Source organism: Sporomusa intestinalis (assembly GCF_055383785.1).
The window spans coordinates 3,283,236-3,297,521 of the sequence record NZ_AP042390.1 but is presented as its reverse complement, the minus strand read 5'-3'; the positions used below and the strand labels follow the sequence as shown (position 1 = coordinate 3,297,521).

Genomic DNA, 14,286 nt, shown 5'->3' with positions numbered 1-14,286 from the left:
AAATCAGATAAGTAACAATACAGTGGGGAGGAATCACAATGGAGAACCTTGATTATGACTTGCAATCCGTGCAAGACGCAAGAACCCTTGCCCGTAAAGCCAAACAGGCACAAACGCAGCTGGCTGCGTTTACTAGTGAGCAAATTGATAAAATCATCCGGAATATGGTGAAAGCAGCTGAGGAAAATGCCGTTTCCCTGGCCAGGATGGCGGTGGAAGAAACCGGCTTTGGCAAGGTAGAGGATAAAATTTTCAAAAACCGGTTTGCTTCCACGGAACTGTACCAATTCATCAAACCTATGCAAACTATCGGTATCATCAAAGAAGATAAAGCCAACAAAGTCGTGGAAATTGCCGAGCCGGTAGGCTTGCTCATGGGGATTATTCCCTCGACCAATCCCACGTCCACAACCATATACAAAGCCATTATTGCCGTTAAAGCCCGCAACGGGATTGTGTTTTCACCGCATCCTTCAGCTCTGAAATGCACGCTGCAAGCCGCCAAGCTGATGAATGACGCCGCCGTGGCTGCCGGAGCTCCGGACAATATTATTGGCTGCATTGCCAAACCTTCGCTGGCGGCGACCAACGAACTGATGATATGCGATGAAGTCGCCATGATCATTGCGACAGGCGGTTCAGCCATGGTAAAGGCTGCCTATAGCGCCGGGAAACCGGCACTGGGCGTGGGGCCGGGCAATGTGCCGGCCTATATCGAAAGAACTGCCAACATCCAAAAAGCAGTCAAAAATATTATCGCCAGTAAAACCTTTGACAATGGCACCATATGTGCATCCGAACAAGCGGTTATTGTGGAAGAATGCATTCGTGACCAGGTTATGGAAGAGTTCAGATGCCAGGGCGGCTACTTCATGACCCCGGCGGAAACAGCCCAGGTTGCCCAAAAACTGTTTGTCCGCGGCCATGCTATGAACGCTGACATGGTGGGGAGATCAGCGGCTGTCATCGCCGCCAGTGCCGGTATAGCCATTCCACCGGGAACAAAAGTTCTGTTGGGAGAACAACAGGGCGTAGGGGCGGACTATCCCCTGTCCTATGAAAAACTGACTACCGTACTGGCTTTTTATACAGTAAAAGACTGGGAACAGGCTTGCGACCTGTGCATCAAACTCCTGCATAACGGCGGTATCGGCCACAGCCTTTCCATTCATACCGAGACGCCGGCCATGGCCATGAAATTTGCAGAAAAACCTGTATTCAGAATCTTAGTAAACACAGCCTCCAGCCAGGGCGGCGTGGGTGCAAGCACCGGACTTTCCCCGGCCTTTACCCTGGGCTGCGGGACCTGGGGCGGCAGCGCAACCGCCGATAATGTGACCCCTCTGCACCTGATCAATATCAAACGGGTAGCCTATGGAATTAAAGACTGCACTGAAAATATAACTCCTTCTAGTACAACCTGCACGGCCCAGAGCGGCGGCATCACCGCCATCAATGAAGAACAGGTTACGAAGATTGTTTATGAAGTCCTTTCGCTGCTGAAAAACAGAGGTGCCAGTTAAAGACGATGACTAAAAAACAGGAGCTTTGCAACGGCAAAGGCTCCTGTTTTTTAGGTCTACCAGAATTCATAAATAAATTTTGTGGACCCAAGAACGACTATATCCCAAGGGCACAGGCGGCTTCCGCCGTCGCCCTAAAGGACTTGGCACAGCCAAGTCCTTTCTTATTCCTGTTACAGCAGATCGTCTTTAGCCAGCTTCCCGGCCATGCTCTGAGGACCTAAAATCCAGATCAAATCATTTTCTTGAATATACATATTAATATCCGGAGCCACAATTGGGTAAAGATCTCTTTCCAAGCCCAGCAAAAAACCGCCCCACTCGCCTTTTATTTTAGAATCTTTAATCGCCACGCCGGCCAGATCCGAATCTTTTTCAACGGTTACGGCATAGCAAAGCAACTGGTCGTCTTCCGCATAGGTTTCCTGGTTTTTGATAAACTCGCGCAACGTTGCATAACAGCCGTCTGCTTTTTTGTCTAAATCCACCTGCGTCAAAATAGCAAAGGAGTCGAGCACCCTGGCGTTGCCGGCAACAAAAACAATATCGTTGGCCCGGATATGTTCCGACCCTTCCGGAATGTTAATATGTTTGCCTCCCCGGATAATCTTAATAATTTTCAATTTTGACCGCTCGGTTCCCGGTAAATCGGCCAATGTTTTATCCAAAACAGCAATTTGGTCGCTGCAACGGAACTTACTTACATGAATTCGCTCATCCAGCCAGCTATGACTAATATTCTTGCCTTTTCTTTCCTCTAATTTTCTTTCATTAAAATTAGCCAGAAAACGTGCTTCAATTTTTAAGTAAGGAGCAATGAGCCAGTCGGAGCGGGCAATAAGAAATACCAGCCCTACTGCCACTACCAGGACATATGATGTGGGAAAATCAAGCATAATGGTAAAAGGCAGCATAATCAAGAAAACTAATGTTCCCAGTCTTAATAAAATCAGCATGATCAACGGCAAATGATTTGTTGCGCTTTTGAACCACAGCGGGATAAAGTATTCATTCTTTTTAAATAAGCACTGCTTGAGAAATGGCGCCATAAATAACAAGGTAACCAGCGTCGCCAGCCAGGACGCAAGCTTAACAGGCATATGCGCCTCCAAAAATGGTTCCAGCAACGAAGTACCGGCCAAAATAATCCCCAGCATAATAACGGTATAAAGTATTAAACGGGAAAAATATTTCTTGAAAAAGGCCGCCCAATCACTGTCTTTTTCTGTTTCAGACTGGTTTTCCGAGGTATGTCTGTTCAGGTATTTGGAAACCTTTTTGGGGAGACATTTATCTAAAAAGAGATAGCTCCCCTCGGCCGCGCGGATGACAAACGGTGTGGTAAAGGTCGTAATAACCGAAACTGAGACTACAATCGAATAGATATAATCGCTGATTACCCCCAGCGAGATGCCTAAAGCAGCGATGATAAAGGAAAACTCGCCAATTTGCGCGAGGGAAAAGCCGCAGAGTATAGAGGTTTTTAACGATTGTCCCGACAGCAATACGCCTAATGCCGACAGCATCGCCTTGCCGAAAATAGTCGCGATGGTAATCAGCACAATCGGCCCTGCGTACTTTACGATGAGCGACGGGTCGACCATCATACCGACCGAAACAAAAAATACGGCGCCAAACAAATCTTTTATCGGTTTATTGATATGCTCGATTTTTTCCGCATGAATGGTGCCTGCCAGCAAGGAACCGGCCAAAAAAGACCCCAGAGCCGAAGAAAAGCCAAGATGATTGGCTAAAAAAACCATGCCAAAGCAAATGCCCAGCGACACAATCAACAGGGTCTCTTCATTCATCAGCTTTTGCACATCTTTAAGAATTGTTGGCAAAAGATATATCCCCAGAATCAGCCAAAGGGCTAAATAAAAAATCATTTTCAGCAGGTGCGCGGCCAGCTCGCCGCCGGAAATCCCCTGGCTGACGGCGATAGTCGACAGCATGACCATCATAAAAATGCCGGCGATATCTTCAATAATTAATGTGCCAAATACTAATTCAGTAAACTTTTGCCCTTTTAAGTTCAAATCCTCAAATGCTTTGATGATAATGGTTGTTGACGACATAGACAGCATTCCGCCGAGGAATACGCTGTTCATAATACTCCAGCCCATCAACTGGCCGCAGGCAAAACCAACCGCCAGCATGGAAACAACTTCCGTAATCGCGGTAATGATTGCCGTGCCACCTACAGAAGCAAGTTTATGTAAGTTAAACTCCAATCCGAGCGAAAACATCAGAATAATGATGCCGATTTCGCTCCAGGTACTAATACTTACCACATCGGTGACTGCCGGGACCAGCGTAAAATAAGGGCCTACCATAAAGCCGGTAATAATATACCCTAAAACTAAAGGCTGCTGGAAGCGTTTAAATATGAGCGTCATCATTCCGGCTACCAGCAGCATGAGCGCTAAATCAGAAATAAGCTCAGGTATGTGCATAGCATACTCCTTTCAAAATAGTAATATTGGGTAACCGGCATAATCATCCTGGAATGTTGCAGGATGATTGCCGTATTGGGAGGCAGCACAGAGATTTTTCCAGAAATTTATGCCATTCGAATACAATAAATATATGATGTGTTCATCAGTACCATGCGCGGCAACCAAAATTCCGCCTGCCTAAATAGCCACTAAACACCTATGACAATATATTTTACCATATTCCCCCTAAAAGTGCAAAAGCTACTCAGCTCCTAATCACGATCACCGAAGCATGCTTGTGAACGCTCAACCGTCGGTAACCAGCGGTTGCTAACGCAGGATCGTTCTACAGGATAATGCCTAAGTACGCACAGGATTGGCCTATATTTAAATGAATTTGCTGCATAATAGAACTACAAGGCTGACTTTGTTGCTTATTACAGGACATTGGGCGAAGAGGGGCTTGATTTGCTTATGGAGGCATACCAGCAATCAGGCGGTTATGTTTGGCCGGAAATGAAAGAGCATATCCTGGAGCTAACTGCCGCTTACCCGGTTGCGATCGCGAGCTTGCTGCCATATCGGGACTCGGTGAATATGAGCAAATGGCAAAAAAGCATTAGAGGTATCTGAGAACGCATAGACGTTTCACATGCGGGCGGGACTGACTAACGTTCATAAGGCGGATAAGAGATCTGCTGTCGAGGGGAGCTAACGGAAAAAGCGAAATGACCGATAAAATGGAGACAAAGCGCATCCGGGTGAATGGCATAGGTATAACCTGTTATTGTGCCGGCGCCGGTAAGAAGACGACTATCCTATTACTGCACGGGGCGGGTGTGGATTCGGCCATGCTTTCATGGGCAGAGGTAATTCCCCTGCTCTCCGGCCGCTATCGGGTCATTGCGCCTGATTTGCCGGGATACGGTGCAAGCGACCGGATCAGCGGCGAATACACGCTGACGTTCTATACAAATGTGGTCCAGGGTATCATTGCCGCGTTCGGGGGCACTCCGGTTGTCCTGACCGGGCTGTCCCTGGGGGGCGGTATCTCTCTGCATATGGCCCTTACCTGTCCGGAGCTTATTAAGATTCTGGTGCCGGTGGACGCATGGGGGCTCTTTAATAAACTGCCCTGGCATCGCTTAACTTATTGGTATATCCGTTCAAAGCTCAACGATTATCTATACGCATGGACAGGCAAGTGCCGCGCTGTCATCAGATGGTCACTGGCATATAACTTGTTTAGCAATAAAGCCAGGGTGAGCGACGCCTTAATCACCGAAGTGCAAAAAGCCATGCTGGAGCCGGGCGCGGGCAAGCCGTTCATATCCTTCCAAAGAAGCGAAATCACACCGACCGGTTTCCATACCGACTTGTTCGGCAGGCTGGAACAAATAAAGGCGCCCACACTGCTGATCCACGGCAGCCTTGATAGGGCGGTTCCTGTGCAGGGAGCTATCCTTGCCAGCCGGAGAATTCCCGACTGCGAGTTGTACCTGATGGAAGGTTGCAGGCATTGGCCGCAAAAGGAACGGCCCGAAGAATTTGCCAATGCTTTACAGTCTTACCTAAACAAAAAATTGATTCCACATTAAGCATCTGTTTAGTGCAGATGCTCTTTGTTTTCCTTTTCTTCCCATAAAATTTATTTCTTAATTACGGCAGCTTACTTATGAGATAAATAAAACACCGGTACAGGCATAATTGATGTCGCAGCAGCACCGCTCAAGCACTGCTGCGAACTTATTACCCAGCCGTTTTGCCGCCGATATAATTTGGGACTGTTTGGATTATACTGTAATCAGAAGAAACCTGTTTCAGCGCGTTCAGTATAATTCTGATCCAATTAGTTTGTATGGCTAATACAATTGAAATCAATAAAAACCTTATTTATAATAAAATGATACATTTTGAACTGATTGGTGAGACTGGTGTCATATATAGGCGTATTTAAAAGCAATTTACCTGAGGAGGTGTGGTGAGTGACGGGCAGTGAGAGGCGGTACGCGAACACGATAGAAACAGCCGGTGGCGCAGGGACGGGGCGGGAAGATGCACTGCGCCGCCAGGAACTATATTTTCAGATCATGACAGAACTCTTGGATCAGGTGGTATGGCGGATTGATGTGGAAACATTGACGCTGCTTGATACAAGCCCATCAATAAAACGGATGCGGGGTTATGACCGGGACGAGCTTATTGGCGTGACGCTAGAAGAGATGCTGGCCCCGTCATCTTATCAACGGATTCTCGAAAGGTTGCCCGAGTGGATGGAGCAAGTCGCCGGTGCTGACAGCGGCGGAATTCAATTCTTCGAGGTAGTTGAACAGCCGCATCGGGATGGGACAACCGTGTGGGTCGAGGTGGCCTGCTCTCTTTTTCGCCGCGCCGATGGCGGCGCCGAATTAGTTGGCATCAGCCGCAGTCTTGGCCAGCAAAAGGGTCTGGCTGATGTATGCCGGCAGTTAGCAGATAGTGAGCGGTTTTTGCAAGTCGTCTGGGATGCCGCTCCGTGTATGCTTAGCTGCGTCGATACCGACGGTCGGTTTCTTTTGGTCAATCAGCGCTTTGCCGACAATCGCCGCATAGACCGGGCCACTGCGGTGGGACGCAACTTTTTGGAAATACTGCCGGACCATCCGCAAATCCGCGCGCGCCATGAGCGGATTTTTGCCAGGTGCCTGACCGGCCAGACGATGGAGTTCCTGGATCAATACCGGCCGGACGGTGCGGACAGTGATTACTGGTCCTATGGTAAATATAAGCCGGTCATATCGCCGGATGGCCAGGTAACAAAGATTGTTGCCGCCATTATGGATGTGACTGAACTGCAGGAGATGAAACGGCAACTAACCGAGGCCGAAAAAATCGGTAAGACGGGAAGCTGGTATTTGCATTTGACAACAGGCCGGTTTGCCTGCTCGGATGGCTTGCTGGCCCTGTATGCGTCCAGCCGGGACGAGTTTGCTGCCAAGGGACGAGAGGTTTTCTGGTCGCGGCTGCAGCCTGCGGATAAGGCGCGGCTTCGCCAGTGGGAGGACCTGGACTGGCTGGCCAGGCAAAAAAATTTGGAGCTTGAAGTACGGCTGTTGCTGCCTGACGCTGCCACACGGCTGGTATGGGTGAATGGAAATGTGCGCACCGATGCCGCCGGCTGTCCGGCCGAGATTTACGGGACCGTTACCGATGTTACGGAACGGCGGGCACTGGAAGAGGCCCGGGAGCAAGCGTTGCTGCGGTTGCGCGAGTTTTCGCGGACAATGCCCGGGGCCGGGATGATTGTCGATGTCGAGGGTATGGTGGTCGAAGTCTTTGATGACAACGGCTTGCTGGCCGCAGATGCGGCGATAAGCTGGCCGGGCCGGAAGATTGACTGCCTGATTCCGCCCAAGCCAGCCGGGAACCTGCTTCAGGCCATTGGCTATGCGATTAGTCAGGGCCGGCTGCAATTTGGCGAATACACGCTGGCGCTAAGCCACGGCCAAAGAACCTTCGATGTCCGGATTGCGCCGCTGAGCTATCTGCAGGAGGAACGGCCGACGGCCGCCTGCTATTTGACTGATACGACTGAACAGCGGCGTACTAAGGAATTGCTTGAAGCGACCTTTGAAAAACGACGGCAGCGCGAGCTGTTAAATGATCTCGCCGAAGGAAAGCTGCCGCCTTCGCCAGAAGTTCTGGATCAGGCCTGGCAGGTGAATCTCAACTTGGCGCAGGACTTTTCCTGTTATTTGCTGGTATTGGAACCCGCTGCAGGCAATAAAAATCACCCGGGCCTGGGACACGAACGGGGGGAAGAGCAGCAGGCAGTGGTGGATTCGCTGCTGCTTAAATTAGCAGGGGCGCAAAAGGCGATCGTCTGGGAAAGCCGGGAGGGAATTGCCCTTTTGGCACCTGTTGGGCCGGAGGCGCAGGCCGATAAAATGCAGGAAATTGCGCAAGCCACCCGCTGGCAGGAATTAGTGTGCCAATTCTTGCCGGGAAGCAGTTGCCGCATAGGGATTGCCGAGTTTCAGGCCGGCACATTCTGGAAGCTGGCCGAGGTATATGAGCAGGCGCGGCTAGCCGTGGAGCTGGGACAAAAACTGGTGCCGCAGCAGACAATCCACCATTACCTGGATATTGGTGTTTTTCAGTTTTTCCCCGCTGTCCTCAACAGCCGCTATGCCAAAGATTTCGTACAGCGAACGCTGGGGCGGCTGATTGAATATGACCGTATCCAAGGAACTGAGTTAATGAACACGCTGGCAACCATATTGCATACAGACAATCTGACTACAGTGGCCAAACAGCTTTATGTTCACCGCCAGACGATCCTGTTCCGCAAGCAGCGCATAGAAGCTGTGCTCGGAGTTTCTTTGGATCGTTTTGAGACGAGACTGACTTTGGGGATGGCGCTTAAATTCCGGCAAGCGTACAGTGAAGAGATATGAAGCGGTAGGCCGGAGCGGGCAACAAAAAAACAGCAGGCAGCGGAGCTGTATTCCGCTGCCTGCTGTTTTTATTATAGTGCGAAGTATAATCTCAGCCGCGTTTATTTATACTGACTACTCAATTGAAATGACCTTTTCTGGATGTTATATTTTAAACGCGAGAATTACTTGTTGAAAAATAATTATTTTATAACGATTATGATTGATGCTGGGTGGAAGCTAATAAGATTTCAAATTACAATAGACTATGCCAGCGGATGAAAAAATTGTTCTGCTATATATAAATATAGCCTGCGTTCCGGCAAGGCCGGAACAGCAAATGTCCGGTCACATTATAGCTGCCTTTAAGCAAAATAGTATGGATGTCTTTCAGGCTGCAGGACGAACTGGGCCAGCGCCCCTTTACGGTCCGGAGTCTGCGCCCAGCCGGCCTGGCGGGAGCAGTCTACCGGCGGTCCGGCATTAGGAGGTATATACGGTGCGTCTCATCAAGCAAGCGTTGCTCTGGGGTATCCTGGTTTTTTTTGCGACAGGTACTGGCCAGGGGCAGGAGTTAGATAGTCCTGCCCCTGGGGAACTGGGAGGACATGCGACCGCGGTTTCCCTGGCCCGCAGCGGTCAGTATCCGGCAGCTCTGGCCTTGCTGGCAAAACTGGCCGGGCAACCCTGCCCGCTGCCTGAAGTCTTGTTTGACTATGCGGCCGTGGCGGTTTGGGCCGGCGAATATAGCCGGGCGGTGCAGGTTTATGAAACCGGTATTTTACCGCTGGAACCTGACGTGCCCGTTTATGTAACCGTTAGTGTGGCGGAAGCCTATTTCCGGCTGGGGCGGTTCCGGACGGCGCAGGCCATGTATCAGCAACTGGCGGCCGCCGGCCATGCGCAAGCCAGGCTGTGGGAAGCGGAGTGCCTGACCGAACTGGGCGATACCGGGCAGGCGCTGCGTATTTTCGATGAATTGCTGGCAGGCGGGAAAGGCGACAGCCAGCTTTATATCAGCCGGGCGCTGGCCTATATCCGGGGCCATGACACTGTCAGCGCCATGCAGGACACCCGCATAGCTCTGTCACTGGCGGCCGACGGCGGGGAGACGGCAGGAACGGCTGAAATTCGGGCTGTAATCGCCGCCGCCCTGATTCGCAGCGGCGATTACAGCCCGGCGATTGTTCTCTTAAAACCGGCTATTGACGCCCGGACGGCGACGTTGCTGATGGAATGCGACTATTTGCTGGCTTTGACCAGCAATGGTGATTATGCCGGCGCGATTGACGCCGGCAAAGCATTATGGCCGCAGCCGGGTTTGGTGCCGGTCTATGGCCGCCGGGCCCTAGCCGATGCCTATTTGCGCGCCGGCCGGCCGGCGGCAGCGATGAAGTTATATCAAAGCATGGCCGGCGACCCGGAATTCAGCGCCGCCGATCATCAAAGCCTGGCGTTTTCCTGTTTACTGGCAGGCAAACACGGTCCGGCGCTGAGACGGTATGAAGAACTGCTGGACCTGGGAACGGAGCGGGCGGGCTTGCTTGCTTATGATGGCGAGGCGCTGTTAACCCGGGGGCAGTATGCCGCCGGCCGGCAATTGTTTCAATTGATTCTAGACCGCTATCCTGAAGAAAGCCTGCTGCGGCAGCGCTATGCCGGCCGGCTGGCGGCCAAAGGCCTGTACCGGGAAGCCTGGGAACAGTATGAAGCGTTGCAGCGGCAGCCCGGCTTCCGGCTGACAGGCGCCGCCGGTATGGCGGCCATGGCGACGCAAGCGGGCGATTACCGGGCGGCCCGCCGGGCCGTGGCGTTTTTGGCGGCCGAGTCTCCGCCGGGCGCCGCCGCCGCTCATGCTGCGGCTCTGTTTGACGACCGCCCGCTGGGGGAACTGGAGATGGGCTTTAGCCACACCAGCGATTACAAGGGCAATGACGTCCTGCTCAGACAGTTGGCCGGCGAACAGCGGCTTGGCGACCGCCTTGTCTTTCTTGGCGGACAAGAGGAGCGGCGGATAAAAGACAGTGCTGACTGGATCAGGCTGAAGGCTTTTCGCAGCGGTCTCCGTTATGCCGATCTGCGGCAGGCGGTTGAAGCATGGGGCGAATGGCCAGGCCATAGCGGCGCCGGCACCGGTTATGGCCTGGCGTACCGGCATTATTTCGGCGAGCGCAGCAGTCTTACGTTTTCCCGGGAGAAGCTGCCGGTTTATGATGTGCAGGCGCTGACGGCCGGGATCATGCAGACGGCAAGCCGTTTGGTCTGGGGCAGGCAGGTGGGGGACAATGATTTCTATACGCTCGGGTTGAGCGCTGCCGCCTACAGTGACGGCAATGCCAGCCTGTCTTATGACGCCTTTTGGGCCCATTACCTGCACAGCGACAGCCGGCGGGAGTTTTCTTGGTTTGTTTATGCGGCCGGCACGGCGTTTGATCACCAACAGATCAACGGCGAGGCGACCGGTTACGAAAGCCCGGAACTGCGGGAAAGCTATGGCGGGGGGATTAAGCACCGATGGCTAAGGCCCCCTGGATACTGGGAGGGGACCTTAGCTATCGAGTGGGGCCGGGACCGGCCGGAGCCCACGGATCTTTCGCCCTATGCCCGCCTGGAGTACGGCTGGCAGACTTCCGCCGCCGGCGTCCTCACGGCCGGGCTGGCGTATGGCGCCCGGACCGGCCGGTCGGCCAAGGCCGGTTCGGGCCTGCATTTCGGCTACCGGCAATATGACGTCAGGTATCACTTGCAATGGTAAAGGGAAAGGAGCGCGTATGAAAGCGATTCGCTATTGGTTCGGTCTATTGGCGGCGGCTGTCTGGCTGCTGTCCGGGATGGTGCCGGCGACTGCTGCCGGGGTTGCGGTGCTGTGCTACCATGACGTGGGTGAACCCGTTACGAACGAATGGATGGTTACGCCCCGCCGACTGCGGGCGCATTTTGACCATTTGCGCGCTAACGGGTATACGCCGATTTCGCTTGCCGCTTATCTGGCTGCCGCCAGGGGCGAGGCAGAACTGCCTGCCAAGCCGGTCATGCTGACCTTTGACGACGGCTATGCCTCTTTTTACACACAGGTATTGCCGCTGCTAAAGGAATATCAATACCCGGCGCTGATGTCGATTGTTACCGGCTGGCTCGAATATGCACCGCCGGGAGTGGGGGAAATGCTTACCTGGCAGCAAATGCGCGAGCTGGAAGCTTCGGGGCTGGTTACACTGGCATCCCATACCCACCAGAGCCACCGGTACACGGTGGTTAATCCGCAAGGGGATGGCCGCGGCTTGACCGAGATGCGCCGCTATCACAACGGGCAGTATGAAACAGCGGTCAGCTATAGCCGGCGGGTGCAGGCTGATCTGCGGGCAGCCCAGGCGGTGTTCGCCGAAGAACTGGGGCATCCGGTTGAGGCCATTGTCTGGCCTTACGGCGCTTACACCCAGATGAGCGTCGATATCGCTGGCGCTGAAGGATTCACCGCCAGCTTCATTTTGAATAATGGCGGGCTGAATGGGGCGGACGCGGCGAGTCTGCGGCAAATCAAACGGGGCATTGTTACCAATAATCCTTCCCGTAAGGAATTTGCGAAATTTCTGAAGGCCGCAGGAAGCCGGACGGCGCCGGTTCGGGCAGTACAGGTCGATCTGGACCAGATTTATAATGCGCAAAGCCCGGCGCAAACCGAACAAAATCTGGCTGCAGTTATTGAACGGCTGCTGGCCTCCGGCGCGAACACCGTTTATTTGCAGGCTTTTAGCGACAGCAAGGGTGACGGCAATATCGAGAGCGTGTATTTTGCGACAGCGGCGGCGCCGGTAAAGGCAGATTTGTTTAGCCACGCCGCGCTGAAACTCAAAGCCGCCGGTTTTCAGGTTTATGCCTGGATGCCGACTTTGTCGGCCCAGTGGCTGACAAGCGACCGGCCGGAGGATGCGGTTGCCGCTTCACCGCCGGACCGGCTGGGCTGGTACCGGCGGGCGACGCCGTTCAGCCCGGTGGTCCGGGAACGCCTGCAGGCTTTGTATGCCGACTTGGCCGCCTACAGCTTTATTGACGGCATTTTGTTTCAGGATGATTTATATTTGAATGATTTTGAAGACTATTCCCCGGCGGCCCAGGCGGCTTTTTACCGCGAAACCGGCCTGGACCTCACCGAACAGGCCCTGCGGGAGCCGGCCGTGCGGGAACGCTGGGTCAGGCTGAAAACCGATGCCCTAACCACTTTGACCCAGAGCCTGGCCGCCGAGGTCCGGCGCTATCGGCCCGACGCCCGGACGGCCCGCAATCTATACGCCCGGCTGATCACCGAGCCTGAAGCGCAGGCATGGTTTGCCCAGGAATATGCGCAGTACCTACAGTCGTATGATTATACGGTGGTCATGGCCTATCCGTATCTGGAAGGGGCGGGGGAAAAACCCGCCGGATGGTTGACCATGCTGACGCAACTGGCGCTGCAGGATAGAGGGCATGCGGCAAAAACTGTGTTCAAGCTGCAAAGCTATGACTGGCAAAGCGGGCGCTGGCTGGCCGCCAGGGAACTGAGAGAACAGGTCAAGGCGCTGCAGCGGCAGGGGGCGCTGCACCTGGCCTATTATCCGGAGGCCGGTTTGGCTATTTTTGGCTCACAGTAATTGCTGTGAAAAGCTGGATAAGGAGGTGCGCCTAAGCTGGGACCGATGGAGATCGTGACAGGTATCGAATATTTTATTTTTTATTATCCGCTGGCTATGAGTATTGTCTGGGCGATCGGGGCGCTGTATTTTTTTGTGCGCCGCGAGCGGGGCGCCGGGCTGCCGCCTTTGACCGGGGCCAGGCTGGTATCGGTAATCATCCCGGCCCGCAATGAGGCTGACGCCATCGAAAGCACGGTTGCCAGTGTGCTGGCGTCAGACTATCCCTGTCTGGAAGTAATTGTGGTGGACGACTGCAGTACCGACCAGACGGGCATTCTCCTGCAGGCCATGGCGGCTGCCGATCCCCGGGTAAGGGTACTGTATCTAGAAAAAAACATGGGAAAACCCTATGCCCTGCGCTGCGGTGTCCTGGCCGGCAACAGCGATATCCTGGTTACTATTGACGCTGATGCCAGCCTGGACCCGGCGGCTATTTCCTGGCTTGTCCGCCATTTCGCCAGTCCCCGTGTCGGAGCGGTCACCGGCAATCCCCGGGTGCGCAACCGGACTTCCTTGCTGGCTAAAATCCAGGTGGGCGAATACTCCTCCATCATTGGCATGATCAAGCGGACCCAGCGGATTTTGGGCAAGGTACTGACTGTTTCCGGCGTGATCGCGGCTTTTCGCCGGGAGGCCTTGTTTGACGTCGGGCTGTGGGATACGGATATGATTACCGATGATATCAACATTACCTGGAAGCTGGAAAAACGTTTCTGGGATATCCGCTATGAACCCCGGGCGCTGTGCTGGATACTGGTGCCTGAAACGGTTAAAGGCCTGTGGCGCCAGCGGGTTCGCTGGGCCCAGGGCGGCGGCGAGGTCATCCGCCGGCATGGGGACATCTGGGCAAGCTGGAAGCAGCGCCGCCTGTGGCCGGTATATCTGGAATACGTGATTTCGGTGTGCTGGTCGTACGCCTTTGTGGGATTTACCGCCGCCTGGCTCATCAACCTGGTGTTGCCGCTGGGCCTGCCGGGGATTAAATTCGTACCGGAGTGGCACGGTTCCCTGCTCATGCTGATCTGCCTGCTGCAGTTTACCGTCGCCCTGGTCCTTGACCGGCGCTATGAACAGAACCTTACGCGCTATTTATTTTGGGTGATCTGGTATCCGTTCCTTTACTGGCTGCTAATCGCGCTGACCACCGTCTGGGCTACGCCGAAAGCGCTGCTGCGCAAGATGGGCAAACCGGCCGTCTGGACCAGTCCGGATCGGGGACTGCATACAAAATTATAAGGGG

8 protein-coding genes are annotated in these 14,286 nt (G+C 53.6%); 7 read left to right on the top strand and 1 reads right to left on the bottom strand.

Features of this window, described 5'->3' with window-relative positions; genetic code table 11:
* Positions 1 to 38: 38 nt before the first annotated feature.
* Positions 39 to 1,523, top strand: a complete 1,485-nt coding sequence (locus ACZ481_RS15620; RefSeq protein ID WP_464766276.1) for an acetaldehyde dehydrogenase (acetylating) — start codon at positions 39 to 41, stop codon at positions 1,521 to 1,523.
* A gap of 173 nt (positions 1,524 to 1,696) precedes the next feature.
* Here the strand turns inward: ACZ481_RS15620 and ACZ481_RS15615 are convergent, their stop codons facing one another.
* Positions 1,697 to 3,979 (bottom strand): cation:proton antiporter domain-containing protein, encoded by a 2,283-nt coding sequence (locus ACZ481_RS15615; RefSeq protein WP_464766275.1) that lies wholly within the window; start codon positions 3,977 to 3,979, stop codon positions 1,697 to 1,699.
* A 450-nt stretch (positions 3,980 to 4,429) separates the two neighbouring features.
* On the opposite strand from ACZ481_RS15615, the gene ACZ481_RS15610 reads away from it, so the two are divergent.
* The 6 genes from ACZ481_RS15610 to pgaC all read left to right on the top strand — a co-directional run bounded on the left by ACZ481_RS15610 (position 4,430) and on the right by pgaC (position 14,282).
* The gene (locus ACZ481_RS15610; protein ID WP_464766274.1) at positions 4,430 to 4,594 is read left to right on the top strand and encodes a hypothetical protein; all 165 of its coding nucleotides are present in this window, start codon (positions 4,430 to 4,432) and stop codon (positions 4,592 to 4,594) included.
* 107 nt (positions 4,595 to 4,701) lie between these two features.
* Entirely contained in the window at positions 4,702 to 5,559 is an 858-nt protein-coding gene (locus tag ACZ481_RS15605; protein ID WP_464766273.1) for an alpha/beta fold hydrolase, read from the top strand.
* A 387-nt stretch (positions 5,560 to 5,946) separates the two neighbouring features.
* A complete protein-coding gene (locus ACZ481_RS15600; RefSeq protein ID WP_464766272.1) occupies positions 5,947 to 8,397 on the top strand; it encodes a PAS domain-containing protein in 2,451 nt (816 codons plus the stop codon).
* A gap of 478 nt (positions 8,398 to 8,875) precedes the next feature.
* Positions 8,876 to 11,131, top strand: coding sequence for a tetratricopeptide repeat protein (locus ACZ481_RS15595; protein ID WP_464766271.1), 2,256 nt, complete (start codon positions 8,876 to 8,878; stop codon positions 11,129 to 11,131).
* A 16-nt stretch (positions 11,132 to 11,147) separates the two neighbouring features.
* Entirely contained in the window at positions 11,148 to 13,004 is a 1,857-nt protein-coding gene (pgaB, locus tag ACZ481_RS15590; RefSeq protein WP_464766270.1) for a poly-beta-1,6-N-acetyl-D-glucosamine N-deacetylase PgaB, read from the top strand.
* Positions 13,005 to 13,049: 45 nt separating this feature from the next.
* Positions 13,050 to 14,282, top strand: a complete 1,233-nt coding sequence (gene pgaC, locus ACZ481_RS15585) for a poly-beta-1,6-N-acetyl-D-glucosamine synthase (protein ID WP_464766269.1) — start codon at positions 13,050 to 13,052, stop codon at positions 14,280 to 14,282.
* Positions 14,283 to 14,286: the final 4 nt, after the last annotated feature.